Raw genomic sequence first — 26,290 nt, forward strand, 5'->3', positions numbered from 1 at the left:
GCTATCCGAAAGCGTTCACTCCGGTGAGCTCAGCCGACACCGTCCACAACCGCGCGGCCGACGCCGGGTCGATCGCATACGGCCGTACGCCGGGAGCGTCGTCGGTCGACACCTCCGCGATCTCGCAGTCCTCGCAGAACACGCCACCGAGACCGTCCAGCTGCGGCGAGGTCGCGGCCCACACCTGGGTCGCCGCGCCCTGCGCCGGGGTCTTGAACGCCGTACTCAACGGGTTGCCGTCCTCGTCGATCCAGCCGAAGTCGACCATCTCCTGCTTCGGCAGGTGCCGCTGCAACGGCGTGAGGATCCCGCCCGGGTGCAACGCGAACGCCCGTACGCCGGAATCCTTGCCGAGGGCATCGAGCTGGACCGCGAACAGCACATTGGCCGTCTTCGCCTGCCCGTACGCCTGCCACTTGTCGTAGCCCTGCCGGAACTCCAGGTCGTCCCACCGGATGTCGGAGCGTCGATGCCCGGTCGACGACACCGACACGACGCGCGCGCCACCGTCGGCCACGAGCGCCGGCCACAGCCGGTTCACCAGCGCGAAGTGCCCGAGGTGGTTGGTCGCGAACTGCGCTTCCCAACCCGGCCCGACCCGCGTCTCCGGAGCAGCCATGATCGCGGCGTTGTCGATCATGATGTCGACCGACCGCCCGGACGCGAGGAACCGGTCCGCGAACGCCTTCACGCTGTCCAGGTCGCCCAGATCCAGCTCGTCGATCTCGACGTCGTCGACGTCGGCCAGCGCCTCCCGCGCCGCTTCCGGCCGCCGGGCCGGTACGACGACGTGCGCGCCGGCCTTCGTCAGCGCCTTGGTGGTCTCCAGACCGAGACCGGAATATCCGCCGGTGACGATCGCCAGCTTGCCGGTCAGGTCGATCCCGGCGAGGACCTCGTCCGCGGTGGTGTCATGCCCGAAACCCGAGCCGATCTTGTGCTGTTCACCCATGGTCAGCAGCCTATGAATTAGAGTGCGCTCAAAGTCAAGCCCCGAGGTGCGGATCCTGCCGCAACGACTCCGCCAGCCGCTGCATCGCCGGGTTCGGGTTGTCCGGACTCCAGCACGCGTGCAACGTGACCGAATGCGCGTCAGCCGCATCGAGCTCGCGGTACCGGACGCCCTCGACGCCCATCGCCATGATCGACCGCGGGATCAACGCGCATCCCAATCCGGCTCGCACCAGCGCGAGCATCGTCGGCACCTGCGAGGCGAGCTGGCTCACGGCGTACCGATCCATCCCGATCATCGCCGCGCAGATGTCATGCAAGTACTGCGAACCCTCCGGGCTGTAGCCGATGTAGTCATCGGTCGCATCCACGAGCGCAACCGGCCCATCCCCATCGGCCAGCGGATGCGACGCCGGTACGGCGAGCACCAGGTCCTCGGAGTGCACCAGCATCGACTCGAACTGCGCCGGGATCGGCGGCCGCACGAGCCCGAGGTCGATCTCCAGATTCGCCAGCGCCTCGAACTGCGCCGGGCTGACGAGCTCGGTCAGCTCGGCAGTCACCCCGGGCGTGCGTTTGCCGACCATGGTCAGGAAGTCGGCGAGAACGGCGTACGCCCCGATCGCGGTGAATGCGAGCCGCAGCGTCCCGGTCGTCCCGTCGGCCGCGCGGCGGGTCGCTTCCGGGGCGACCTCGAGCAACGCGAGGACACGACGGGCGTGCTCGAGGAACACGTCACCGGCCGCCGTCAGCCGGACGCCGCGGCCGGTGCGGTCGAACAGCCGGACGTCGAGGGTGCGCTCCAGGCCCTGGATCTGGCGGGTCAACGGCGGCTGGGTCAGGTTCAGCCGCTGGGCGGCCCGGCCGTAGTGCAGTTCCTCGGCGACCGCGACGAATCCGCGGAGTTGCTGGAGCGACATGTCCATGCCTGCACGGTATCGGTTCATGCGAAATAGGGCTTGGACCTGCATAACGGAATGCGCTTACCGTCAGTGCCATGCCGAAACTCGCCGCACTCTTCTCGCCCGAACGTGCCGCCGATGTCGTCGACGCAGACACCCGCCGGCTGCTCGAGGACCGTTTCGAGGTGGTCTGGGCAACGTCGGAGCACACCGCCGGCCCCGGATCCACTGCGAAACCGCCGGCCCTCGACCCGGCCGCCGTGCCCGCGCTGGTCAAGGGCGCCGACGTCCTGCTCACCAGCTGGGGTACGCCGCATCTCGGCAAGGAACGGTGGTCGGACGGCAGCGGCCCGAAGGTGGTCGCGCACGCGGCCGGCACGGTCAAGAACCTGATCGACCCGGTCATCCTCGACCAGGGTGTCGCGGTCTTCTCGGCAGGTCCGCGGATCGCCTGGTCGGTCGGCGAGTACTGCCTCGCGTCGATGCTCACGCTGGCGCGACGGCTGCCCCGGTTCGACGGCGCCGTCCGCGCGGGCGGATGGAAGCAGACGGAGTACCGCGGTCATGAGTTGGCCGGCGCGAAGGTCGGCATCATCGGCGCGAGCAGTACGGCGCGGGCGCTGATCACCCTGCTGAAGCCGTTCGGGTGCGACCTCGCCGTCTACGACCCGTACCTGACGGCCGAGCGCGCCGCCGAACTCGGCGTACGGACGACGACGCTCGAGGACGCGGCGGGCGGCCCGTTCCTCAGCATCCATGTCCCGAACGTGCCCGAGACGAAGGGCATGATCACCCGCGCGCTGATCGAGAATCTGCCGGACGGCGCGGTCGTCGTGAACTCCTCCCGTGGACCTGCCGTCGACCAGCAAGCTTTGCTCGACCATGCGCTGGACGGGCGGATCTACGCGGCGCTCGACGTCTACGACCCGGAGCCCCCGCAGTTCGACGAGAAGGTGCTGTCCACGCAGAACCTGCTGCTGACACCGCACATCGCCGGCGACACCGCCGAGGGGCATCTGGCACTGGCCCGCTACGTGATGCAGGACGCGATGAGCTGGCTCGACAACGGAAACCGCGGACCGAGCTTCGTCGATCCCGCGTCGTGGTCGATCGCCGCGTGAGAGGAACGGCCATGTCACGCATTACCCAGGTTGAGGTCTTCCCGGTCGCGGTGCCGTTCGCTCGTCGGTTCGTGCTCGGCAGCGGCGCCGTCGGCTCGCCCGATGCGGCGCCCGACCAGGCCGGCGCGGTGATCTTCGTGAAGCTCACCACGGAGGACGGCGTCGTCGGCTGGGGTGAGCAGCGCGCGCTGCCGAGCTGGAGTTACGAGACGGCCGAGACGATGGCGGTCGTGATCCGGCGGCATCTCACGCCGATCCTGCTCGAGCTCACGCCGTTCGACGTCGAACTGTTCCACCGGCGCGCGGCGAAGCGGCTCAGCCCGGCAGTGTCGAACGGGTTCCCGTTCGCCCGGGCCGCCATCGACGTCGCGATGCACGACGCGGCGGGCAAGCTGGCCGGCGTACCGGTGCATGCGCTGCTCGGCGGGAAGATCCACGACGAGATCCCGCTCTGCTCGGCGATCGGGGTCGGTGACCAGGACGCCGTCCGCGAGCATGCGATCCAGTCGTCGGACTACGCGGCGTACAAGGTCAAGATCGGCGGCGATCTGGATGCGGACACCGCCGCGATCGAGACCGTCGCGGAGGTTGCCGACGGCAAACCGCTCTGGCTCGACGCGAACCAGTCCTACCGGCCCAGCGCGCTCAGGCAGCTGCGCGACCGGACGTCGGGCATCCACACGATTCATTGCATCGAACAACCGGTGCCGAGTACCGACACCCTGGCCATGGCCAGACTGCGCGAGCTGATCGACCTGCCGATCGCGATCGACGAAGGCAGCTTCTCGGCACAGGACCTCGCCCGTGCGATCCGGCTCGACGCGGCCGACCTGGTCGTCGTCAAGATCTGCAAGTCCGGCGGACTGCGCAACGCGCTCAAGACCGCCCAGACCGCGTTCGCCGGCGGTCTCGAGATCCTCGCCAGCGGCCTGACCGACTGCGGAGTCGCGTTCGCCGCCGCGCTGCACGTGTTCAGTCAGCTCGAGCTCGCCCTGCCCGCCGAGCTCAACGGGCCGGAGCTGCTGACCGATCTGTACGTCGAGGGGCTGAGCATCACCAAGGCCGTCGCAACGGTCCCCACCGCCCCTGGATTGGGCGTCGAGGTCGACGAGGAGCGCATCCGCGCGGAGTCGATCGACCTGCTCTACCGGTGAGGAGAACCATGTCAACAATGCTGTCCCGCCGCGGCTTCCTCGGGATGACCGGGTTCGCCGGCCTGGGGATCGCCGCGGCCGGAACCCTGGCCGGCTGCTCGTCCGGCCCGCCGCCCGGCGCCGCCACCTGGTCCATGTGGTCCAGCAGCGCCGCTGAGAAGAAGGTCTGGGACGACTTCGGCAAGTACGTCGAGCAGCAGCTCAAGGTCAAGTCCGTCGCCAGCCTCACGCCGTCCCCGAGCTACCCGACCAAGCTCGACCTCCAACTCGTCAGCGGCACGGCGAGCCTGGTCACCGCGCTCAACGGGACGCTGATCCCGACGTACGCCGCCCGTGGCGCGCACCGGCCGCTCGACGACCTGATCGCGAACGACCCGGACTTCACGCTCGACGACTTCTACAAGACGAGCAAAAGCATCAGCAGCTTCAACGGGAAGACGTACGCGATCGGCTTCGATGTCGCGCCGACGGTCATGTACTACAACAAGGACCTGCTGAACAAGCAAGGCATCCCGTTGCCGTCGCCGACCGAACCGATGTCCTGGGCAACGTTCCGGGACCTGTGCAAGCAGCTGACAAAGCCCGGGCAGCAGTACGGCTTCACCTGTGCGCCGGCCATCGACGACCTGGTGTCGTGGATCTACTGCGCCGGCGGCAACGTAATGAGCGCCGACAGCAGTCGCAGCACGCTGGGTGATCCGGAAGCGATAGAGGCCCTGCAGTACGTCATCGATCTGTTCGTCAAGGACCAGGTCACGCCGCCGATCAAGAACCTGGTCACCGAGAGCTCGTTGTCGAACTTCATGCAGGGCAACGTCGCCTTCATGCAGAACGGCCCCTGGCAGGTCGTCAACGCTCGCAAGGCCAAGTTCGACTGGGACATCATCCCGTTCCCGGCCGGCGCCGCCGGGAGCAAACCGCGCGTCTCGGGCTCCAGCTTCGCGATTCCATCGGGGGTGCGCGAGGGTGCCGAACTCGACCTCGCGTGGAAGCTGATCAAGACCCTCACCAGCACCGGCGCGCTCGACATCTACGCCAAGGCCGGCCGCAACAACCCGGCCCGGCTCAGCGCCGGCAGCGCGTTCCAGCCGCCGCCCGACAACCTCGGCATCGTCCAGGAGATCCTGGCCGGCAAGCTCGCGGGCGGTCACGCCTTCGACGTCACCACGAACTGGAACCAGGTCAAGCAGCTGCTCGGCCAGGACCTGCCGCGCACCTTCCTCGGCCAGGTCAGCGTCCCCGACGCGATCAACGGGCTCACCCCGCGCCTCGACATCCTGATGCGCCAGCACCTCGACACCGTCCGCCAAGCCACCGCCAGGAAGGGGTGATCCCCATGGCCGTCGATCTGGCACCAGCCGTCACCACCCCCACACCATCCCGACCGACCTCGAAACCGACCCCACGCTGGCGCAGCCGCGAGGCGCTCACCGCCTGGCTGTTCATCCTGCCCAGCCTCATCGGCTTCCTGATCTTCACCGCCGGACCGGTCGTTGCCGCAGGCGTCATCTCCCTGCTGAACTGGAACCTGTTCAGCTCCCCGACCTGGGCGGGCCTGCACAACTTCGCCCGCCTTGGTCCTGATCCGACGTTCTGGTCCGCGCTCGGCAACACGGTGTACTTCACGCTGGTCAGCGTGCCGCTCACGATCCTCGTCAGTCTGGCCCTGGCGCTGCTCCTCAACCAGGGGGTACGCCGGGTCGCTGTCTTCCGGTCGCTTCTGCTGTTGCCGTACGCAACCATCACGGTCGCGGTGGCGTTCGTCTGGATCTGGCTCTACATTCCGCACGACGGTCTGGTGAACGCCGTGCTCGGCTGGTTCGGTATCAACGGGCCGGCCTGGCTGATCTCGGACAACTGGGCGATGCCCGCACTGATCCTGATGAGCGTCTGGAAGAGCTTCGGCTTCGGCATGGTGGTCTTCCTCGCCGGACTCCAGGCGATCCCGCAACAGCTCTACGAAGCCGGCCGCGTGGACGGCACGTCGCCGTGGAACAGCTTCCGCCACATCACGCTGCCGATGCTCTCCCCCGCGCTGTTCTTCGTGATCGTCACGTCGGTGATCGGATCGTTCCAGGTCTTCGACCAGGCCCTGATCATGACGAACGGCGGACCGGGCACCCGTACCACCACGCTGGTCATGTACATCTACCGGACCGGCTTCGAGAACTACGACCAGGGGTACGCCGCGGCGCAGTCGCTGGTGCTGTTCGCGTTCATCGTGGTGATCACCGCCGGCCAGTTCCTCTTCCAGCGGAGGCTGGTGCACTATGACAACTGAAGTCAAGCGCAAGCTGATCGTCTTCGCCTGCTTCCTCGTCACCGCCCTCACGCTGATCCCGGTCGTGATGATGATCCTGGTCGCGTTCCAGTCCGACGCCGAGTCGATGGCGGCCAAACCGTCGTTCTGGCCGAGCAGCTGGCACCCCGAGAACCTGACCCGCGCCTTCGACCTGGTCCCGCTCGGCAGGTACCTGCTGAACACGATCTGGTTCGCCGGCGGTACGACGATCCTCGAGACGGTGACCGCTGCGCTCGCGGCGTACGCGTTCGCACGGCTGAACTTCCCGGGCCGGAGCTGGCTCTTCGGGATCTACCTGGCCACGCTGATGATCCCGTCGCAGGTGACGCTGATCCCGCAGTTCGTGCTGGTCGCGAAGCTGCACGGCATCGACACCTGGCCCGGGATGATCCTGCCGCACGCGTTCACCGCGATCGGGGTGTTCCTGCTGCGGCAGTTCTTCCTCGGCATCCCGCGTGATTACGAGGAGGCCGCCCGTCTCGACGGCGCGAACCGCTGGCAGGCGTTCGTCCGGGTGATCGTGCCGCTCGCGGTCCCGGCGATCGCGACGCTGGCCGTGTTCAAGTTCATCGGCCAGTGGAACAACCTGCTCTGGCCGCTCGTCATCTCCAACAGCGACGCGACCCGGACGGCATCGGTCGGACTGCAGGTCTTCCAGGACACCAACGGCACCCAGTGGAACCTGTTGCTGATGGCAGCGACCGTCACCACGATCCCGTTGATCGTCCTGTTCTTCCTGACCCAACGCTGGTTCGTCCGAGGTATCACCATGAGTGGTCTAGGAGGCCGCTGAACAATGACCTGTCTCTGGTCCGTCTTCACCAAGCCCTGGTCCGGCCTTCCCGGCGACCAGCTCGGCCGGCTCGTCGCCGGGATCGGGTTCGGCGGCGCCGAGATCCCGGTCCGCGACACGGCGTACGTCACCTCGGCGAACGCCGGTGCCGAGCTGCCGAAGTTCACCGCGCAGTTGCGGGCCGAGGGCATCGAACCGATCAGCGTCGCGAGTGACCTGTCCGAGCAGGTCTTCGCCGCCTGCGCCGAGGCCGGCGTGCCGATGATCCGGATCATGGCCGAGCTCGGTCCCGACGGGTACGCCGCTTCGGTCCGGCGCAACCGCGAGCTGCTGGAGGCGGCCGTCGTACTCACGGAGCGGTACGACGTGCAGGTCGGCGTACAACCGCATCACGGCCGGTTCGTCTCGTCGACGCTCGGCGTACTGCAACTGCTCGACGGACTGCCCGATCGGTACAAGCTCGTGTGGGACGCGGCGCACGACGCGCTCGCCGGTGACCATCCCGCCGTGACGCTCGAGCTCGGCGCCGACCGGCTCGGCATCGTGAACCTGAAGAACGTGCACTACCTGCGGACGAACACCGGCTGGAAGACGAACTTCGTCGAGGCCGAGGACGGTCTCGCCGACTGGCCGGCGGTCTTCGCCGCCCTGCAGAAGATCGGCTACGACGGCCCGATCTGCCTGACAGGTCAGTACTCCGATCCCGCCGTACCCGTCGAGGAACGCCTGAAGAAAGATCTGCACTTCGCTGTCACATCGGCCGCGCAGCATCCGTCAAGGGAGTGAAGGCAACAAACCACGAACCTGATGGAGAAGCTCCATGCAAGCACGGATGACGAACCCCGCGGAGATCCTGCCGGACGCCACCAAGGGCATCCAGAACATCTACAAGGCGATCGGCCAGTCCGGAACGGACGGCAAGATCCTGGAGCTCGTGCACCTGCGGGCCAGCCAGATCAACGGCTGCTCGCCGTGTGTGTTCGGCGGGATCAAGTCGGCGCTGAAGAACGGCGAGACCGACGAGCGGCTGCACCAGGTCGCCGCCTGGCGGGACTCGGACCTGTTCACCGACGCCGAGCGGGCCGCACTCGAGATGGCCGAAGCCGCGACCCGGCTGGCCGACAACCCGACCTCGGTCAGTGACTCGATCTGGGCCGAGGCGGAGAAGCACTTCGGCGAGAAGGAACTGTCGGCGATCGTGCTGATGATCGCGCTCACCAACATGTTCAACCGCATCAACACCACGGTGCGCCAGCCCGCCGGCGCCACCTGGTAGTCGCTAACGTGAGCCCCGGATGTCGAGCTGACGTCCGGGGCTCCGACGTACTCCGGTGAATGGAGGCAAGCGATGAAATACATGCTGCTGATCTACGGGAACGACGAGACCTGGGACACGCTGCACGCCGAGGGGATCGAGCAGGTGCTCGACCAGCACCGGGTGTTGTCCGAAGAGCTGAAGGCGAACGGCGAACTCGTCGACGGGATGGGGCTGACCACGGCGCAGGCGCGGGTGGTCCGGGTCAATGACGGCGTACCGGCGATCACCGACGGGCCGTTCACGGAGGCCAAGGAAGTCCTGGCCGGCTTCTACATCGTCGAGTGCAGTCTCGAGCGTGCGACCGAGATCGCCGCGCGACTGCCGGAGGCGAGATACTCGCCGATCGAGATCCGGTCCTTCACGGATCCGATGGAGCCCTGACTATCCAGGAACTTGCCGGCCTCAGCTGGGCGTCGACACCTGAGACCGGCGAGTCACTGACTCAGACCGTTGCCGTCCGGACAAGCTCGCTCGAAGCGAGGATGACCCCACCTGAGGCAGGCTGGTCACCCATGCCCCGGCCACCTTGGACGAAAACAGTGCTACCAGGCGCAGGCAGCGTGACACCCTCGCCAAGTCGCAGCGTGGTCGTCATTCCATTGCTCAACCTGAGCATCGCCACGCGTCGCGGGCGCACCGGGCTGCTCGACGAGCTCACCTCGTGGATGCCGGTACACACCGCCGGTTGGATCGCGGCTCGTCCGAGCCCCGCATTGCCGTGACTCCTCACATCACGGCACTGCTCGGCGAGCCTTCTCATCGCTGACACACTTCCCCCTTCTCATCGTGAACTGCCCCCGAGTGGCGGTGGACGCGGTCACACGACCGCACACTCCCCGTCCTTCCCGCACCCGGAAACGACGCGGAAGTGATCAGGCAACCCTTGCTGAGAGTGACGACGTTTTCAAGGGATCGTGATCGGAATCCCGCGTACCGGAACTCCTGTCCACGAAAGCCCGTCAGCGTGTGGTGCTGGCGCGGTCGATGATGCGGTGGGGGATCATCACCCTGCGTGGCGGGGCGTCCTTGTCCGCCATTCGCTCGGCGAGCAGATCCAGCGCGGCCGCGACGAACGCGCGCCGGTCGAAATCGATCGTGGTCAGCGGCGGGATCATGAACTGGCTCTCGAGGATGTTGTCGAACCCGGCGACCAGCGTCTGCCGCGGTACGTCGATGCCCGCACCCCACAGCGCGGCCAACGCGCCGGAGGCCAACGAGTCGGTGAAGCAGAAGAACGCGTCCGGCAGCTCGTGGTCCGCGAGGTACTTCCCGACGACAGTCGCCGCGCCCTCCGGCCGCCACCGGTCGAGGGCGATCTCGAGCGACGGATCGATCGGTACGCCGGCCTCCTCGAGCGCCTGGTGATAGCCGGCCGTCCTGAGCCGCGACGCCGCCGTACCGGGACCTTCGGCCGATCCTGCGAGTACGCCGGCACCGCTCGAGCCGCGCGGGATCTCCGGCGTACCGACGACTGCGATCCGGCGGCAGCCGCGGGACAGCAGGTGTTTGGTCATGTCGCGTGCGGCCGCGACGTTGTCGATCGCGACCTGGCTCACGACGTCCTGGTCGACGTCACCGATCAGCACGACCGGCGGCAGCGGACCGGCCGACGTCACGGCGCTGTCGTCGAGGTTCACCGGGTTGAGGATCAGGCCGTCGACGAGGTACGCGCGAGCCTTCGAGAGCAGCTCGAACTCACGCTTCGGCTCGGCCGCGGTCTGCTCGATCTGCACGCCCCAGCCGCGCTCGTGGGCGAGCTCGACGACCAGGTGGATGATCTCGGCGGAGTACGGCCGGAGCAGGTCGGGCAGCGCCAGCGCGATCATGCCGGACCGGCCGTTGCGGAGGCCGCGGGCGCTCATGTTCGGGACGTAGTCGAGCTCGGCCAGGGCGCTCTCCACCCGGGCGCGGGTCTCCGGCCGCACGAACACCACGCCGTTGATCACGTTCGACACCGTCTTCGGCGACACCCCGGCGAGCTTGGCGACATCTTTGACGGTCGGACGCATGTCGCCCATTGTCACACCTGGCGCACGTTGTCACGTGTCAGCGTGTAATCAACGCACCGCCGTTCACGTGCAGGACCTGGGCGGTGATGTGGCGGGCGGCCGGTGAGGCGAGGAAGTGGATCGCGCTCGCGATGTCGCCGACCTGGCCCTCGCGCTTGGTCAATGTTGCCTGGAGCAACGTCTCGCGGCGCTGGTCGGTGAGGCGGTCCTGGAAGAACTCGGTCTCCGCGGTGAAGCCGGGCGCGACGACGTTCGAGGTGATTCCACGGGGACCGAGTTCGGCGGCGAGGTCGGCGTTCCACATCGCCAGGGCTGCCTTCGAGGCGCCGTACGAACCTGGTCCGCGGGCGCCGGCGATCGAGCCGAGGTGGACCACGGCCGTTGTCAGTCGTGGCGCGAGAGCTGTCGTGGTGAGGACGGCGCTGATCAGGTTTGCCTCGAGGTTGGCGAGCCAGTTGGCCTTCAGCCGCGCGAGGTCCCCGTCCGGGCGGCCGAAGTCGGTGTTGCCGCCGGCGTTGTTGACGAGTACGTCGACCTGGTCGGGCAGCGTCCGGATCAGCTGCTCGATCTGCGTCGGGTCGGTCGCGTCGCAGACCACTCCCCTGGCCCCGAGGTCAGCCGCTGTCTTGGCCAGTACGTCGGCGCGACGGCCGGTGATCACGACCTCGTCGCCGTCCGCGCGGAACAGCTCGGCGGTCGCGCGCCCGATCCCCGTCGCTCCCCCGGTCACCACGATCGTCCTCATGTCGCACCTCACGTTTAGGTCTAAATGTTTAGACCTAAACGTACCATGGTCGTCGTGGCCGACAACTACCCGCTCGATGCGCCGAGTCCGTACCCCGCGGCGGAGATCGCCCGCGCCTGGCAACGCGAGCGCCCTGGTACGCCGACCGACTCGACCGAGATCGTCACGCCCCTGTGGCGACTGGCCAAACTGTTCGCCGACGACCGCCGCCGCGTGCTCGCCGCCGCGGGCGTCGACCCCGCGACCCTGGATCTGCTCAGCGTGCTGCGACGCGCGGGATCGCCGTACGAACTGACCACCCGCGAGCTGTCCCGCCGTACTCTCGTCACCGCCGGCGCGATCTCCCAACGCGTCGCCCGCGCCGAAGACACCGGCCTGGTCACCCGCCACGCAGCCGACGATGGCACCCGCGCCGTCGTGGTCACCCTCACCCCCGCCGGCCACGACCTCATCGAACGCACCGTCGACCTGGTCCTCACCCGCGAATCCGAGCTGGTCGCATCCCTCTCCCCCGCCGCGCGCACTCAGCTAGCGGGCCAACTGCAAACCCTCCTGGATGAGGTCACCAAAGCAACCAGCTAACCCGCGCTCAGTTGGCGAGGTCGGCTGCCAGCGCTTCGATGTGGTCATGCCAGGCCGACTGGTGGTCGGGGGCTGGGGCGGTCTGGCTTACGTGTAGGCGGGCTCCGCCGTTGCCGTCACGGAGGGTCCAGGTGATGGTGCCGGTGGCGGAGGCGTAGGCGAGGTGGGTGGGGGCCTCCAGAGCGGTGATCGGGCCTGGGTCGATGCCCTTGGGGACGAAGCCGGTCGGAGGTGGGGTGCCTTTGCCTGGGGTTTCGGGGCCGGTGAGGTGGGCCCACACTGCGTCCTTCGGTTGGACCAGTTGGCGTTCGAAGTGGAGGGCGCCGTCAGGGGTCACGGCGCCTCGGTCCAGGCCGAAGGCCTTGATGAAATGCTCGTGGAGCTCGCCGTAGTCGCGTTCGGGGACGGTGTCGCCGAGGACTCGTTCGAGGGCGTCGAAGCAGAGGGTCCAGCCGCCGGCGAAGCTGGCGGAGCCGGGGCGGTCGTCGTACGTCGCGGTGAGGTGCAGGGTGCAGCCGTCCGCGGTCGGCTGCAGCTCCCAGCGGAGGACCTCCACGCCCCACGTGTACTCGATCAAGTGAGGTGGCTCGTAGGCGCGGATCACCCCGCTGCTCTGCTCGTCGACCGGCGCGCCCGGATCCTGCTCGAACGTGAACGTGACCGGACCGTCCAGCCGGAGGTCCAGCTCGACCGCAGCCGGGAACCACCCGGCCAGCTGGCTCGGGTCGGTGATCGCTCGCCAGACCTTCTCTGCCGGATGCCGCAGGTCTCGCCGCATCCGCAGTACGGTCCGGCCGTTCTCAGAGCTCAGCGTCTCGGTCATGACTCCATATATACCCGACGCGGCATATACGATCAACCGACGAAGCGAGCCAGGTCCGTCAGTTCGGCGGAGAGGTCGGGCTCGCCGTCGAAAACGTCCACCGACAGGTCGGCATGGGTCCACGAGCCGATGGCTCGGCCTGCTTCGACGATGGCCGGGCGGAGCATGCCGCCACCAGGGAAGATCGAGGCGGGCAATTCCTGGAAGCGATTCTGGTAGCCGAGGAGATACGCGTCGAACTCCCCCAGCATGCGTAGGTCGCGGTTCCCAGGAAGGTCGTCGACCGCGGACAGGTCGGTGCCGTCGACCTCGAAGGTCGTGGTCGCAACTGCCTCGACAGCGCGCCGGGCAACGGGGACCGGGAGACCTGACCAGGTGGCGAAGTCGCGGGCGGTCGCCGGGCCGTAGGCGGTCAGGTAGCGGCCGGCCAGCGTCTCGGCGTCGCCCTCCAGCACGAGCGGCTTCTCGAGCCACGCCTGCGTGGCGACCCAACTTTCGCCCGGCCCGTAGCAGAGTCTGCCGAGCAGACCGGCATACCGGATCAGCGCGTAAACAGCCTGCCCCTTCGGCTCCGCGATCAGCCCGGCCGCAACCAGCACACCGGCCAACTCGGCACGATCCGAAGGACCATGAGCCAGCAAATGATCCTCGAGCACGTCGGCCGCCCGAGCGCGCACCTCCGCAGGCAGCCCCAACTCACCGAACCGGCGCTCCGTGTCCTTGATCAGCTTTGGACCGAGCAGCCCCAGCAGCGGACCGGCATCCTCGACAGCCACCAGCTGCAGAGTGCCACGCATGAACCAGCCGCGGACAACCGACCGGTCGACCGACTGAGCATGCACGACGTCGGCCGCCGTGGTCGCGGTCGATCGGGCGCGTACGGCGTACGCGGCGCCCCGCCACGTCTGCGCCTGGAGGCCCCCCGTCCGGCGCACGACGTCGGCCACCCCTCCGGGGCCGGCCTCGTTCACCGGACGCGCCAAACAGTTCGCCTGCATCCTGGCCGCCAGTAACCAGTCCACAGACCTCCGCGCCACCCCAGCATGACACCACGAACTCGCCCGTTCCGCATCTCTAATGCGCCCCCGTTTGCCTGGTTCACCAACGAAATGGGGGGTTTGTGACCCGGAACCAGGGTCACAAACCCCCCATTTGGTGGGTCAACCCACCAAATGCGTGTCAGAGGGCCGGCTGGACGAGGTCCGCGAACGCTGCCTGGCCGGTGACGTTCGGGTGGTACGACTCGCTGATCGGGTTCGACAGCCCGTTGATCCACTCCGGGTTGCCGCACACGGAGTGACCGATGAACTTCGACGTCGGGTTGACGAACGTGAACCCGGCCGCGCTCGCCGAGGCCGAGATCTTCGAGTTGAGCAGGTCGGCGGTCGCGTTCAGCCGGGTCATCTCGTCGGGGCTGAAGAACGTGCCGGCGTTGCAGTCGGTGCCGTTGAACAGTCGCGGGTACCCGACGACCACGACCGTCGCCGACGCGGCACGGCTCCGGATCGAGGAGTACAGCGTGTTGAGCCGGCCGGGCAGGGTGTTGTTGATGATCGTCTGGGCGCCGGCCACCGCGCTGGTGCAGTCGCCGAGCCACGACGGCTTCGCGCACTCGGTGATGACCGACGAGAAGCCGGCGTCGTTGCCGCCGACCTGGACCGAGACGATGTTGGTCGAGCTGGTCACCGACGGCAACTGGTTCGCAGTGACGTCGGCGACCTTCGCGCCGGAGCAGGCCACGAACGTCAGGTTCGCGCCGATCCGGGCCGCGTCGATGTACGAGTACGCCTTGGTGGACCGCTGGCAGGACCCGCTACTGGAGATGTAGGTGCGGGTCCCGACGCCGGAGGCGTACGAGTCACCGAGGGCGACGTAGTTCGGGGCCGCGGCGTGCGCGACGCCCGGGCTGAGGAGCATCGCGGCGCCGAGGGCCGCAGCGGACAGCAGACTGGCGATGGACTTCATGGGCGGACCGCCTTTGTAAGCGAGGGGTGGCGACTGAAGTACTCAACGTCACCTTCGCTGACCGGCGAGTAACACACAAGGTCCTGGTAACAAATTCACCGTGGATTCCCGGTGCCAGTCACCCACTAGCCGCCCACTAGCCGTTCCAGGACGACAACCCCGGCCCCGGTGGCAGCGGATAGCAGCCGTCGACGAGCTCGACCCTCCCGTCTTCAGGCAGCAAACCGCTCTCCACATAAATCGTGTTCGGCAGCGCCGCGAGCACGTGGATGTGTGCCCCACCGCCGTGCGACGCGTACGGCACCCCGAACCCGGCCGCCATCAACCCGATCTCCAGACAGTCGGTCAACCCACCGGCCCGGCGCAGATCCGGCTGTACGACGCCCACGCCACCCCGCGCGATCAAGTCCCGGAAGGCAGCCTGCCCGTACCGGTTCTCCCCCGTTGCGATCGGGATGTCGAGCTTCTCGGCCAGCCGCACGTGAGCGTCGGTGTCCGCGGCCGGCAGCGGCTCCTCGAACCACCGGCAGTCGAGCTCCTCGTACACCCGGCCCCGCCGCAGCGCCTCGGAGTACCCGAACGCCTGGTTCGCGTCGACCATCAGTGGCGCGTCCGGACCGATGATGTTGCGGACCGCCTTGATCCGCTGCACGTCCTCGGTCAGCGGACCACCGCCGACCTTCATCTTCACGCCGCGGAAGCCCTGCTCCATCGCCTTGGCCGACACACTCTCCAGGCCCGCGACGTCCAGCTCGAGCCAGCCGACCATCGCGTACGTCGGGATCGCCGTCCGCTGCGCCCCGAGCAGCTTCCACACCGGGACGTCGAGGGACTTGCCGAGCAGGTCCCACAACGCCAGGTCGATCGCCGAGATGCCGTACGACGACAGCCCGGCGGTCCCCTGGTAATCGGTCAGCGTCTGGAGCCGCTGCCGGATCCCGCGGATCAGCGCCGGATCCTCCCCGATGATCGCCGGCGCCAGCTGGTCGGCGATCAGGTGCGCCAGTACCGCGGGCGAGCTCTCGACGCGACCGAAGTACGTCGTACTGACGCCGCTCACGCCCTCGTCGGTGTCGATCCGGACGCGGGTGTGCCCGTTGCGGTCGAGCAGCTGGATCGCATCCCGGACCGCGTGCGCTTTCGGTTCGGAGGTGACTTCGACGCTGATATCGGTGATCTTCATCCGGTCATCCCTTGCCTGCGAGTACGTCTTCGACCTTCTGCTTGACGCCGCCCAGCGCCGCCTCGGCGGTCTTCTTACCGCTCCAGACGTCGTCGAGCACCGGCCGGTAGATGGTCCGGGCACGTTCGATGTAACGGCTGAAGTTCTCGTTGACCGCGTTGCCGAGCGCCTGCGTCACCAGCGCAAGGTTCGACGGCGACTTGTCGTCGGGCACGAACAGCGCCGACGAGCTCTTCGCGACCGGCATGAATCCTCGGGACTGCGCGAGCAGCTTGGCCGCGTCCGCGCCGGCGCAGTACTTCAGGAAGCTCCACGCGGTGTCGGGGTCCTTCGACGCCTTCGGGACCGCGAGCACGGTCAACGTGTTCACGGTCGTCCGCTGGACCTTCATCGGTGTCGGGAAGATGTCCCATTTCACCTTGGCGTTCTTGCGCAGGTACGGGATACCGCTGGTCAGGCCGAGCAGCATCGCGACCTTGCCGGTGCCGAGCTGGGCCAGCGCCCAGTTCGGGGTCTGGCGGCCGGCGGTGACGGTGGCGAAGTCCGGGTGCACCTTGTGGACCAGGGCGAGGTCGGCGACCCACTGGACCGCCTCGGTTCCCTGCGGTTCGGCCAGCGTGAACCGGGTCGCGTCCTTGGAGTAGATGCCGTCGCCGCCGTTGCTCACGGGGAAGACGGTCTCGAGCGAGGAGTCGGGGAAGACCAGTGCGCCCCAGCGCTCGCCGTTCGGCTTGGTCAGCTTCTTGGCCGTCTCGACGAAGTCGTCCCACGTCCAGCCGCTCTTGGCCCAGTCCTTCGGCGGCAGCTCGACCCCGGCCTCCGCGAACGCGTCGGTGTTGCAGTACAGCACGCCGGGGTTGGTCATGATCGGCCAGGCGGCGTGCGCGCCGTCGGGCTGCTTGGCGAAGTTGTATGCGACCGGGAAGTAGTCGTCCGGCTTGATGCCGTCCTTCTCCAGGTACGGGCGCAGGTCGAGCAGCGAGCCTTCCGCGTAGTACCCGCGGACGTAGTCGTCGTTGATCCGGATCGCGGTCGGCGCGGCGCCGGACGACAGCACGGTCCGGAGCTTGGTGTCGTAGTCGTCACCGGGGATCGACTGGATGTCGAGGGTCTTGCCGGCCTGCTTGGCCCAGTTCTGGGCCACCGTGTACATCGGGCTGCCACTCTCGGTGTCCCAGGTCATCCAGGAGGCGTTACCGCCGCCTCCGCCCCCTCCAGCGCTGCCGTTGCTGCCGCAGGCGGCGAGTGGGAGGCCGGCGGCGAGCGCGCCGCCGCCGATGCCGAGGGCCCGGAGGACGGACCGACGGGAGATCTCTGATGCGGGCATGGTCGTTCCTGTTCTCTGAAGTTAATTGGTCCGCAGTTTGGCGACCGCGTCGTCGTCCAGCTCGATGCCCAGACCGGGCAGGTCCCACGGCGTGATCTCACCGTTCACCGGGACGAGCGGGTTCTTCCAGATCGGTACGTCGTCGAGGATCGGGTTGTGCTCGATGTTGTACTCCTGCGGGTAGACGCAGGACGGCGTACTGACCCACAGGTGCGCGTGTGCCGACGTACCGATCGTCTGTTGCGTGTTGTGCACCGTGATCGGCTTGGTGAAGGTGTCGGCGAGCACCGCGATCTTCTTGAACTCGGTGATGCCGCCGCACTTGATCACGTCGGGCTGCAGGATGTCGACTCGGCCGTCGAGGATCAGGTCGCGGAACTGCCAGGTGGTGTACTCCTGCTCGCCGGCCGCGATCGGGATGTCGACCGCGTCGGCCAGCCGTCCGTACGCCGCGTAGTCGTGGGCGGCGAGCGGTTCCTCGAAATGCCACACGCCGAGGTCCTCCAGCGCGTGGGCCAGCTTGATCGCGGTGTGTTCGTAGTAGGCGTTGTTGACGTCGACCAGGACCGGGAAGTCGTCACCGACGAGCTTGCGCACCGCGGTCACGGTGGCGATGGTCTGGTCGAAGCCGTCGTCGTGCATCCACGGCGTCGACGAGTGGATCTTGTAACCGTGGAAGCCCTTCTCCTGGAAGGACTGCGCACGCTCGGCCTCCTGCTCCGGTGTCATGCTGCGCGACATCGAGCTCGCGTAGACCTTCGCGCTCTGCCGGTACTTGCCGCCGAGGAGCTGGTACGTCGGCAGCCCGGCCGCCTTGCCGAGCAGGTCCCACAGCGCGATGTCGATACCCGCGATCGCGTTCAGCTGCGCGCCGCCGGGACCGAGTTTGTACGGCTTGGTGTAGAGCCGGCGCCACAGGCGCTCGATGTCGGTCGCCTCCTCGCCGATCAGCAGCGGCGCCAGGGCCTGCTCCACGACGCTGTGCGAGACGTGGGCATTCATCGGGCTGACCTCGCCGACACCGACCAGGCCCTCGTCGGTGTGCACCTTCACGATGTGCAGCTTGTCGAGCAGGATGATCGACTCGATGTTCGTGATCCGCATACTTATCCTTTCAGGCCGGACATCGTGATGCCCTGGACGAAGTACTTCTGGGCCAGCAGGAACAGCAGCAGCGGCGGCAGGATCGTCAGCGTCGCGGCGGCCATCATCAGATTGGTCTGGGTGAAGTACTCACCCTTGAACAGCGCGAGCGCGATCGGCATGGTCTGCAACCGCGTCGAGTTCAGGAAGATCAGCGGGCCGAAGAGGTCGTTCCACGAGCCCATGAAGGTCAGCGCGCCGACCGCGGCCAAGGCCGGTTTCACCTGCGGCAGCATGATCCGCCAGAACGTGCCGAAGATCGACGCGCCGTCGAGCTTGGCGGCCTCCTCCAGCTCCACCGGTACGCCGCGGAACGCCTGCCGGAGCAGGAACGTGCCGAACACCGGCGTCAGCACGTTCGGCACCCAGAGCGGGTAGTGGGTGTCGATCCACCCCATCTGCCGGAACAGCATGTACTGCGGAACCAGGTAGACGATGCCCGGGATCATTGCCGTCGACAACAACAGCGCGAAGGCCAGGTTCTTGAAGGCGAAGTTCAGCCGGGCGAAGCCGTAGCCGGCCAGCGACGCGAACAGCAGCAGGAAGCCGACGTTCAGCGCGGCGAGCTTGCAGCTGTTCAGGAAGAACGGCAGCAGGCCGTGCCCGGCTTGCGAGTAGTTGCCCCACTGGAACTCCGACGGGATGAACGTCGGCGGCGACTGCAGTACTTCGTTCTCCGGCTTCAGCGACGCACTGATCATCCACAGCAGCGGCATCGCGAACACCACCGCGAAGAACAGCAGGACCACTATCAGGACGACGCGGCGTGGGATGTGCCGCGGCGGCCGGTTGAAGATTCTGACGGCCCCAGTTGTCGCCTCAGTTGTCACCTCAGTTGTCATAGTGCACCCACCGTTTCTCCATCTTCCACTGGATCGCGGTGACGACACCGACGATGGCGAACAGCACCCAGCCCATCGCGGAGGCGTAGCCCAGCCGGCCGTGCCCGAAGGCCGCCTCGTAGATCTGGAAGATGAACACCGAGGTGGCGTTGTTCGGACCGCCGGACGTCATCACGTAGATGATCCCGAACACCTGGAACGAGGTGATGAACTGCGTGATCGTGAGGAAGAACAGGCTCGGCGTCAGCAGCGGGAACACGACCGACCAGAACCGCCGCCACGGCGACGCCCCGTCCACCGTCGCTGCTTCGATCAGCGACTGGTCGATGCTCTGCAACCCGGCCAGCAGGATCACCATCGGGTAGCCGACACCCTGCCAGAGCGCGACGATCATCACCGCGATCAACGCGGTCTTGGTGTCGGACAGCCAGGCCGGTCCGTCGATGCCGATCGTCTTCAGCGTCGAGTTGAACAGGCCGCTGTCCGGGTTGTACAGCCAGAACCAGACGAAGCCGATCGCGACGACGTTGGTGACCGCGGGCGAGTAGTACAGCGTCCGGAAGAATCCGATGCCCTTGATCTTCTGGTTGCACAGGACGGCGAGTCCGAGCCCGATGAAGATCGTCAGCACGACGACGACCACGGTGAAGATGACCGTGTTCTTCAGCGACGGCCAGAACGTGTCGTCAGCGGTGAACAGCTCCTTGTAGTTGCCCAGACCGAGGAACTTCGGCGAGTTCAGTCCGGTCCAGTTGGTCAGCGACACCACCAGAGAAGCCGCGACCGGGAGGAGCTGGAAGAACAGCACACCGAAGATCACCGGGCCGACGAACAGCCAGCCGGCCAGGTTCTGCCGCTTGGGCTTGAGCTTGGTGCGTTTGCGCGCCTCGGGCCGTCCCGCCTCGGCAGGAGGCGAGACAGTGGGCAGCACGGTATTGACCATCGGTCACACCTCGATTCCGATGTATTTCTCCTCGAGGAACTCGAGAATCCCCTCGGAGCTGCCTTCGCGGCCGAGTCCGGACTGCTTGGTCCCGCCGAACGGCGCCGCCGGGTCGCTGAGCACGCCGCGGTTGACCGCGACCATCCCGGAGTCGATCCGCTGCGCCACCGCGAGCGCCTGCGCGGGATCGCCGTACACATAGGAGATCAGGCCGTAGATCGTGTCGTTGGCCATCTCGACGGCTTCGTCGACGTCGCTGAACCCGACGATCGCGGTGACCGGTCCGAAGATCTCGGTCTGGTTGATCTCGCTGCCGTGCTTCACGTCGGTGAGGACGGTCGGCGGGTAGAACGCTCCACCGGTCGAGGTCTCGCCGCCGAGGGCCAGATTGGCGCCCTCGGCAACGGCCCGGTCGACGAGGCCGGCGACCTTGTCGCGCTCTTCCGGTGAGACCAACGCGCCGAGCTCGTTCGAGTGGTCGGCGCCCGGGCCCATGCTGATCGCCTTCATCGCCGCGGTGATCCGGGTGCTGAACTCGTCCACCAGCGACTCGTGGACGTAGAACCGGTTGGCCGCCGTACACGCCGAGCCGCCGTTGCGCATCTTCGCGACCATCGCGCCCTCGACCGCGGCCTCGACGTCGGCGCCGGGTAGGACCACGAACGGCGCGTTGCCGCCGAGCTCCATCGACGAGCTGACGACCTGGTCGGCCGCCTCGTGCAGCAGGACCCGTCCGACCTCGGTCGAGCCGGTGAAGGACAGCTTGCGGACGGCGGGATGGTGCAGCATCGCGCTCACCGCCGGGCCGGCCGGCACCGGCGTCACCAGGTTGACCACGCCGGCCGGTACGCCGACCCGTCGCATCACGTCGACGACGTACGCAGCCGTGAGCGGAGTCTGGCTGGCCGGCTTCAGTACTACAGAGCAACCGGCCGCGAGTGCGGGCGCGATCTTGCGGGTGGCCATCGCCGCCGGGAAGTTCCACGGCGTGACGAGGATCGAGACGCCGATCGGATCACGGCGTACGACGATCGTCTTGTCGCCGGACGGTGAGAGCCGGAAGTCGCCGCCGATCCGGACCGCCTCCTCGGCGAACCAGCGGAAGAACTCGGTCGCATACGTCGCCTCGCCGATCGCGTCGGCGTACGCCTTGCCGTTCTCGGCGGTGATGAGTGCGGCGAGTTGCTCACGTTCCTCGGTCAGTAGCTCGAAGGTGGCGCGGAGCAGCTCGGAGCGCTGCCGCGGCGGGGTCGCGGACCACCCGGCCAGGGCGTCGGCGGCCGCGTCGACGGCGGCGAGACAGTCTGCCTCGGTGGCGGCGGCGAACTGGGCCAGCTCGGACCCGTCGGCGGGGTCGTGGACGGCGAAGCGCCGGCCGTCGGAGGCAGGCCGCCACTGTCCGTCGATGAACAGATCGTGCGGAGAAGTCATCTGATGGCTCCGGGGTTCAGAACGGGTCAGAACGGGTCAGAACGGTCGCCGGCGTACGCCGCCCGAGTGATCTCGAGCAGCGCGTCGACATCGAGCGGGCGGGGGTTGTTGTCGATCAGCCGGGCCGACAGCAGGCCCTTTTCGGCGACGTAGTCGAGCTGGTCCTCGGCGAGGCCGAGCTCCTTCAAGGTCGGTGGGATGCCGATCCGGTCGAGCAGCGCGTCGACGGCCTCGATTCCGGCGAGTGCCTGCTGCTGGGTGTTACCTGCTTTCGGTACGCCGAAGAGCTTGGCGATCTCGGCGAACTCCTCGACGCGGGCGGGGGCGTTGTAGCGCATGACGTACGGCAGGAGTACTCCGACGCCGACACCGTGCGGGGTGTGGGTCAAGGCTCCGAGCGGGTACTGCAGCGCGTGGGCGGCCGCGGTGCCGGCGACTCCGAGCGCGTATCCGCCCGCGTTCGCGGCGAGCATCACCGCGGAGCGAGCGTCCTGGTCGTCCGGGTGCTCGAAGGCGATCGGGAGTGCGGTCGCGAGGAGCCCGAGACCCCAGCGGGCGTAGGAGTCGCTGATGACGTTCTTGCCGATGAACACCCGTCCCTGCGCGAGCGCCGACGGTGGACGCTGGATCGCGGTGAACGACTCGACCAGGTGCGAGACGGCGTCGGCTCCGGCGCTCGCGGTGAGGCTGGGCGGGCAGGAGTAGGTCAGCTCCGGGTCGCAGATCGCCACCGACGGGATCAGGTACGGCGAAGAGATGCCGGCCTTGAGCTCACGGCGACTGTCGCTCAACACGCAGACCGGTGTGACTTCGGAGCCGGTCCCGCCGGTGGTCGGTACGGCGATGATCGGGAGCACCGGGCCGGGTACCGCGTTCTCCCCGTAGAACTGATCGATCGGGCCGCCGTGGGTGAGCATCAGCGCGACGGCCTTCGCGAGATCGAGGCAGCTGCCGCCGCCGATCCCGATCACGACGTCGATACCGGCGTACTCCATCGCGTCGAAGCAGGCGTCGATGTCGGACATCGGCAGCTCCGGCGACGTGTCGCTCCAGACGCGGACGACGAGACCGTTGTCCTCCAGGTCCGTGACCAGCTGTGCGAACTCCGGAGACGCAGCGAGCCGCTGGTCGGTGCAGACGAGGGCCGAGCTGCCGTACTCCGCGGCGTGGCGACCGAGCAGAGCGCGCTGGCCGGCGCCGAAGACAACCGTGCGCGGTGCCCGTTGCACGCCGAAGGCAGGGGCGGTGATCGTCATATTCGTTGTCCTTGTCTGGTCGTTGGGGCGGGATCAGTCGGCCAGAACGGCTTCGCGCCGGGCTGTGTCGAGCCGGGTCAGCTCACGCCACAGGTCGTCGGCGATCTCGATGCCATCGGCAACCGACTCCCGGTACCGCGCGCGGGCGCCGTCACCGGGCACCGCGACCGGCGTGGCCGGGTCGGCGCGGCGGCTGCGGCGTACCTGATCGAGGTACTCCGTGGCGGAGTGGCGCCCGCCGCTGAGCAGGATGAACAGGTCGCCCTTGTTGCTCAGGTGGTCGTCGTCGAGCGTGCCGCCGACCGCGGTGCCGTACGCCGCACCGGTGAGGAAGGTGACCATCGCGCCCAGGCCGAGCCCGAGGCCGTACCCCTTGGCTCCCCCGAACGGCGCGATCGATCCGTCCTTGGCCGCCACCGGATCGACGGTCTCGTTGCCACCGGCATCCAAAGCCCAGCCCGGCTCCAGCGGTACGCCGCGCAGCGCGTGGTCGTGCACCTTGCCCATCGAGATCTGCGAGGTGGCCATGTCCAGCACGAGTGGCGGCCGTGCCGGAACCGCGAGTGCCAGCGGGTTCGTGCCGAGCATCGCCTCGGTGCCGCCCCACGGGTGCACCAGCGCTTCGCTGGTCGTGATGCCGAGACAGACCAGGCCACGGTCGGCCATGCGGCCGGCGTAGTACCCGAGCATGCCGAGGTGGTTGTTGTTCGTGATCGAGCAGACCGCCACGCCGTACTGCTCGGCGGCCGGGACGATGGCCTCCAGCGCGCGGGTCGCCACGACCGGACCGAGTCCTTGCTGACCGTCCACTGACAGGTAGCAGGGGCTCATCCAGGTGTGGCAACCGGTGCTGGTCGGGCTCGCCGTACCGTTCGCCAACCGGCGTAGCAGTCGCGGGAGTCGCAGGAGGCCGTGAGACGGCATTCCCTTCGCCTCCGCGACGACAAGGAGCTCGGCCTGCTGCGCTGCCGCGAGAGCCGGCACACCGGCGGTGATCAGGAGTCGTTCGGCCAATGCTTGGGCCGTGAGCAGATCTGTGTGCACGTCGACCATCCCAGGGTGGAGTCGCTGCATTCGTATTCATTGCTCTCGATTTCTTGGGAGGCTAGATCAGATCGGATACGATTCGCAATGGTCTGTGAATACGAATCCATGTTTTCTGCCGACGGATGGACAAACAGATGAGCCAGCGCACCGCAGTGACTACCGGGCGTTCCGGACGGCCCCGGATGAGTGATGTGGTCTACGAGCGACTGCAGGAGTTCCTGCTGGACGGCCAGATCCAGCCAGGTGAGCGGATCCGCGTCGACGAGCTCAGCCGCCGGCTCGGGGTCTCCCAGACCCCGGTTCGCGAGTCGCTGAACCGGCTCGAGGCCGAGGACCTGGTCACCAAAACACATCTGATCGGATATTCCGCCACGCCGAAGCTGACCCCGCAGCGGTTCGAGGATCTCTTCGAGGCCCGGTTCCTGATCGAGCCGTACTGTTCAGGCCTCGCGGCCGGCCGGCACCGCGGCGACGAGGTCGAGCAGCTCGCGCAGATCGCGGCCGAGATGCGCGCCCGCTACCAGGACGGCACGATGTCGTACGGCGCCTTCGCGCGGGCGGACGCCGAGTTCCACGAGGCCGTGATCGCGGCGACCGGCAACAGCTACTTCGGCGAGATCTTCGCCAAGCTCCACTGCCACCTGCAGCTGTTCCGCCTGCTTCGCGATTCCCGGGTCACCGAGGACGCGCTGGACGAACACGACCTGATCGTCACAGCCATCCGCCGGCGCGACACCGAATCAGCCGATCGGGCGATGCATGCCCACCTGACCGCCTCCCGTGGGCGTCTCCGCTCAGCCTTCGAAACCCCCACCCCCCAGGCACCGCCTACCTGACCGGCCGCTCCACAGATCCGCCGACAGCGGGTTGTTCCACCGCTGACGCGTTGCAGTTGCCCACCGAGCAAACAACCCGCCACCGGGAGGCGCGGTCAGCGTTCGGGGCCGGAGACCGAGAGCGGGTTGAAGCCGTAGGGCAGCTCCAGGCGGTGGGCCTGCATGAGCTCGGCGTCGCCGAGGAGGTCGCGGGTCTTGCCGTCGGCGACGATGCGGCCGCCGTCCATCAGCAGACTGCGCTCGCAGAGCTGCAGCGCGTACGGCAGGTCGTGCGTGATCATCAGCAGCGTGACGTCCAGCCCGGCGAGGATGTCCGCCAGCTCGCGCCGGGCAGCGGGGTCGAGATTGCTCGAGGGCTCGTCGAGGACCAGGACCTCGGGCCGCATCGCCAGCACAGTTGCGACGGCGACGCGACGGCGTTGGCCGAAGGACAGGTGATGCGGAGCCAGGTCGGCGTGATCCTGCATCCCCACCTGGACCAACGCCTCGTGAACACGATCGTCGAGCTCGGAGCCACGCAGGCCGAGGTTCGCCGGACCGAAGGCGACATCGTCGCGGACGGTCGGCATGAAGAGCTGGTCGTCCGGGTCCTGGAAGACCAGACCGACCTTCCGGCGGATCTCGCCAAGGTGCTCACGGTGCAGACCGGTCCCGCCGATCTGGATGCGACCACTCCCGGTGCCGCCGGCAACCGAGCCGAGGATGCCGTTCAGATGCAGGACGAGCGTGGTCTTGCCGGCGCCGTTCGGCCCGAGCAGCGCGACCCGCTCGCCGCGCTCGACGGTGAAGTCGACACCGAACAGCGCCTGCCGCCCGTCGGGGTAGGCGAACACCAGCCGCTCGACCTGAATCGCAGGACCGCTCACAAGCCGACCGTCCTCGCCGCCACGGCAACCACGACCGCGATCACGGAGATCGTCAGCCCTTCCATCCACTGTCCGCGCGACGCGCCTTGCACACTCAGCAAGGGCATCCGGCCGGAGTACCCACGTGACCGCATCGCCAGATGCACCCGCTCCCCACGCTCGAAGCTCCGCACGAACAGAGCCCCCACTCCCCCGGCGACCGCCTTCAGATGACCGACGCGGCCGCCCGTGTACCCACGGGACTCCCGCGCCACCCGCATCCGGTGCAGATCGTCCGACACCACGCTCAGGTAGCGGACCATGAACGACAAGATCGCCACAAGTGTCGAAGGCAACCGAAGCCGCTCCAGCCCGGCCAGCAGTTCCCTCGGCGCAGTCGTGGCCGAGAGCAAGATCGCCGCAATCACCCCGAGCGTGCCCTTCGCCAGCACGTTCCACGCGCCGAGCACACCCGACTGGGACAACTGCAGACCGAGCACGGAAACCTGCGGACCGGTCGCCACGAACGGGAGCAGCAGGGCGAACACGATGAACGGCGTCTCCACCGCGAGCCGCCTGGCGACGACGGTCGCCGGTAACTTGGCCACGACGACAGCCGCCACGAGCATCACGGCGTACAGGCCGAAGGCCCAGAAGACTGCGGCCGGTGTCGACACCACGGCGAGCACGAAGACGAACAGCGCGATCAGCTTCACCTGCGCCGGGATCCGGTGGACCGGACTGTCCACCGTAACGAGAAGTCCGTCGCCGC

At 67.8% G+C, this 26,290-nt stretch carries 27 protein-coding genes; 10 read left to right on the top strand and 17 right to left on the bottom strand.

Annotated elements, in window-relative coordinates:
• Position 1 precedes the first annotated feature (1 nt).
• Both OHA10_RS31470 and OHA10_RS31475 read right to left on the bottom strand, forming a co-directional pair.
• Positions 2-952 carry an SDR family NAD(P)-dependent oxidoreductase gene (locus tag OHA10_RS31470; RefSeq protein ID WP_371402388.1) on the bottom strand — a complete coding sequence of 317 codons (951 nt, stop codon included), beginning with the start codon at positions 950-952 and terminating at the stop codon, positions 2-4.
• A gap of 34 nt (positions 953-986) precedes the next feature.
• The gene (locus OHA10_RS31475) at positions 987-1,877 is read right to left on the bottom strand and encodes a LysR family transcriptional regulator (protein ID WP_371402389.1); all 891 of its coding nucleotides are present in this window, start codon (positions 1,875-1,877) and stop codon (positions 987-989) included.
• Positions 1,878-1,948: 71 nt separating this feature from the next.
• On the opposite strand from OHA10_RS31475, the gene OHA10_RS31480 reads away from it, so the two are divergent.
• The 8 genes from OHA10_RS31480 to OHA10_RS31515 all read left to right on the top strand — a co-directional run bounded on the left by OHA10_RS31480 (position 1,949) and on the right by OHA10_RS31515 (position 8,922).
• On the top strand, positions 1,949-2,974 hold the full coding sequence (locus tag OHA10_RS31480; RefSeq protein WP_371402390.1) for a hydroxyacid dehydrogenase: 1,026 nt from the start codon (positions 1,949-1,951) through the stop codon (positions 2,972-2,974).
• Positions 2,975-2,985: 11 nt separating this feature from the next.
• Entirely contained in the window at positions 2,986-4,128 is a 1,143-nt protein-coding gene (locus tag OHA10_RS31485; protein ID WP_371402391.1) for a mandelate racemase/muconate lactonizing enzyme family protein, read from the top strand.
• An 8-nt stretch (positions 4,129-4,136) separates the two neighbouring features.
• Positions 4,137-5,459 carry an extracellular solute-binding protein gene (locus tag OHA10_RS31490; protein ID WP_371402392.1) on the top strand — a complete coding sequence of 441 codons (1,323 nt, stop codon included), beginning with the start codon at positions 4,137-4,139 and terminating at the stop codon, positions 5,457-5,459.
• A gap of 5 nt (positions 5,460-5,464) precedes the next feature.
• Positions 5,465-6,409 carry a carbohydrate ABC transporter permease gene (locus OHA10_RS31495; RefSeq protein WP_371402393.1) on the top strand — a complete coding sequence of 315 codons (945 nt, stop codon included), beginning with the start codon at positions 5,465-5,467 and terminating at the stop codon, positions 6,407-6,409.
• Positions 6,399-7,223 (top strand): carbohydrate ABC transporter permease, encoded by an 825-nt coding sequence (locus OHA10_RS31500; RefSeq protein WP_371402394.1) that lies wholly within the window; start codon positions 6,399-6,401, stop codon positions 7,221-7,223. The genes OHA10_RS31495 and OHA10_RS31500 overlap by 11 nt, the downstream gene beginning before the upstream one ends.
• Before the next feature lie 3 nt (positions 7,224-7,226).
• Positions 7,227-8,009: a sugar phosphate isomerase/epimerase family protein gene (locus OHA10_RS31505; protein WP_371402395.1), complete on the top strand. Its 783-nt coding sequence runs from the start codon at positions 7,227-7,229 to the stop codon at positions 8,007-8,009.
• 34 nt (positions 8,010-8,043) lie between these two features.
• Positions 8,044-8,499, top strand: a complete 456-nt coding sequence (locus OHA10_RS31510; RefSeq protein WP_371402396.1) for a carboxymuconolactone decarboxylase family protein — start codon at positions 8,044-8,046, stop codon at positions 8,497-8,499.
• A 72-nt stretch (positions 8,500-8,571) separates the two neighbouring features.
• Complete coding sequence (locus tag OHA10_RS31515) at positions 8,572-8,922, top strand: YciI family protein (protein WP_371402397.1); 351 nt, start codon at positions 8,572-8,574, stop codon at positions 8,920-8,922.
• 578 nt (positions 8,923-9,500) lie between these two features.
• Here the strand turns inward: OHA10_RS31515 and OHA10_RS31520 are convergent.
• Positions 9,501-10,550 carry a LacI family DNA-binding transcriptional regulator gene (locus tag OHA10_RS31520; RefSeq protein WP_371402398.1) on the bottom strand — a complete coding sequence of 350 codons (1,050 nt, stop codon included), beginning with the start codon at positions 10,548-10,550 and terminating at the stop codon, positions 9,501-9,503.
• 37 nt (positions 10,551-10,587) lie between these two features.
• Positions 10,588-11,295 carry an SDR family NAD(P)-dependent oxidoreductase gene (locus OHA10_RS31525; RefSeq protein WP_371402399.1) on the bottom strand — a complete coding sequence of 236 codons (708 nt, stop codon included), beginning with the start codon at positions 11,293-11,295 and terminating at the stop codon, positions 10,588-10,590.
• 54 nt (positions 11,296-11,349) lie between these two features.
• Here OHA10_RS31525 and OHA10_RS31530 point away from each other — a divergent pair, with 54 nt between their 5' ends.
• On the top strand, positions 11,350-11,877 hold the full coding sequence (locus tag OHA10_RS31530; protein WP_371402400.1) for a MarR family winged helix-turn-helix transcriptional regulator: 528 nt from the start codon (positions 11,350-11,352) through the stop codon (positions 11,875-11,877).
• 7 nt (positions 11,878-11,884) lie between these two features.
• Here the strand turns inward: OHA10_RS31530 and OHA10_RS31535 are convergent, their stop codons facing one another.
• The 11 genes from OHA10_RS31535 to OHA10_RS31585 all read right to left on the bottom strand — a co-directional run bounded on the left by OHA10_RS31535 (position 11,885) and on the right by OHA10_RS31585 (position 23,834).
• A complete protein-coding gene (locus tag OHA10_RS31535) occupies positions 11,885-12,700 on the bottom strand; it encodes an SRPBCC family protein (RefSeq protein WP_371402401.1) in 816 nt (271 codons plus the stop codon).
• 32 nt (positions 12,701-12,732) lie between these two features.
• The gene (locus OHA10_RS31540) at positions 12,733-13,635 is read right to left on the bottom strand and encodes a winged helix DNA-binding domain-containing protein (protein WP_371402402.1); all 903 of its coding nucleotides are present in this window, start codon (positions 13,633-13,635) and stop codon (positions 12,733-12,735) included.
• A 244-nt stretch (positions 13,636-13,879) separates the two neighbouring features.
• Entirely contained in the window at positions 13,880-14,665 is a 786-nt protein-coding gene (locus tag OHA10_RS31545) for an SGNH/GDSL hydrolase family protein (RefSeq protein ID WP_371402403.1), read from the bottom strand.
• A gap of 136 nt (positions 14,666-14,801) precedes the next feature.
• Positions 14,802-15,848: a mandelate racemase/muconate lactonizing enzyme family protein gene (locus OHA10_RS31550; protein ID WP_371402404.1), complete on the bottom strand. Its 1,047-nt coding sequence runs from the start codon at positions 15,846-15,848 to the stop codon at positions 14,802-14,804.
• A 4-nt stretch (positions 15,849-15,852) separates the two neighbouring features.
• Entirely contained in the window at positions 15,853-17,175 is a 1,323-nt protein-coding gene (locus OHA10_RS31555) for a sugar ABC transporter substrate-binding protein (RefSeq protein WP_371402405.1), read from the bottom strand.
• 21 nt (positions 17,176-17,196) lie between these two features.
• On the bottom strand, positions 17,197-18,279 hold the full coding sequence (locus tag OHA10_RS31560) for a mandelate racemase/muconate lactonizing enzyme family protein (RefSeq protein ID WP_371402406.1): 1,083 nt from the start codon (positions 18,277-18,279) through the stop codon (positions 17,197-17,199).
• Positions 18,280-18,281: 2 nt separating this feature from the next.
• Positions 18,282-19,160: a carbohydrate ABC transporter permease gene (locus tag OHA10_RS31565; protein WP_371402407.1), complete on the bottom strand. Its 879-nt coding sequence runs from the start codon at positions 19,158-19,160 to the stop codon at positions 18,282-18,284.
• Positions 19,150-20,103: a carbohydrate ABC transporter permease gene (locus OHA10_RS31570; RefSeq protein WP_371402408.1), complete on the bottom strand. Its 954-nt coding sequence runs from the start codon at positions 20,101-20,103 to the stop codon at positions 19,150-19,152. The genes OHA10_RS31565 and OHA10_RS31570 overlap by 11 nt, the downstream gene beginning before the upstream one ends.
• A gap of 3 nt (positions 20,104-20,106) precedes the next feature.
• Complete coding sequence (locus tag OHA10_RS31575; protein WP_371402409.1) at positions 20,107-21,534, bottom strand: NAD-dependent succinate-semialdehyde dehydrogenase; 1,428 nt, start codon at positions 21,532-21,534, stop codon at positions 20,107-20,109.
• 26 nt (positions 21,535-21,560) lie between these two features.
• Complete coding sequence (locus OHA10_RS31580; RefSeq protein WP_371402410.1) at positions 21,561-22,790, bottom strand: iron-containing alcohol dehydrogenase; 1,230 nt, start codon at positions 22,788-22,790, stop codon at positions 21,561-21,563.
• 33 nt (positions 22,791-22,823) lie between these two features.
• Positions 22,824-23,834 (bottom strand): Ldh family oxidoreductase, encoded by a 1,011-nt coding sequence (locus OHA10_RS31585; protein ID WP_371402411.1) that lies wholly within the window; start codon positions 23,832-23,834, stop codon positions 22,824-22,826.
• A 185-nt stretch (positions 23,835-24,019) separates the two neighbouring features.
• Here OHA10_RS31585 and OHA10_RS31590 point away from each other — a divergent pair, with 185 nt between their 5' ends.
• Positions 24,020-24,673: a GntR family transcriptional regulator gene (locus OHA10_RS31590; protein ID WP_371402412.1), complete on the top strand. Its 654-nt coding sequence runs from the start codon at positions 24,020-24,022 to the stop codon at positions 24,671-24,673.
• A 95-nt stretch (positions 24,674-24,768) separates the two neighbouring features.
• On the opposite strand, the gene OHA10_RS31595 is transcribed toward OHA10_RS31590, so the two are convergent.
• Both OHA10_RS31595 and cbiQ read right to left on the bottom strand, forming a co-directional pair.
• Positions 24,769-25,539, bottom strand: a complete 771-nt coding sequence (locus OHA10_RS31595; protein ID WP_371402413.1) for an energy-coupling factor ABC transporter ATP-binding protein — start codon at positions 25,537-25,539, stop codon at positions 24,769-24,771.
• Complete coding sequence (cbiQ, locus tag OHA10_RS31600; RefSeq protein WP_371402414.1) at positions 25,536-26,267, bottom strand: cobalt ECF transporter T component CbiQ; 732 nt, start codon at positions 26,265-26,267, stop codon at positions 25,536-25,538. Before cbiQ ends, OHA10_RS31595 begins: the two co-directional genes overlap by 4 nt.
• Between the last annotated feature and the right edge of the window lie 23 nt (positions 26,268-26,290).

This window comes from Kribbella sp. NBC_00662, assembly GCF_041430295.1.
Classification (GTDB): domain Bacteria; phylum Actinomycetota; class Actinomycetes; order Propionibacteriales; family Kribbellaceae; genus Kribbella.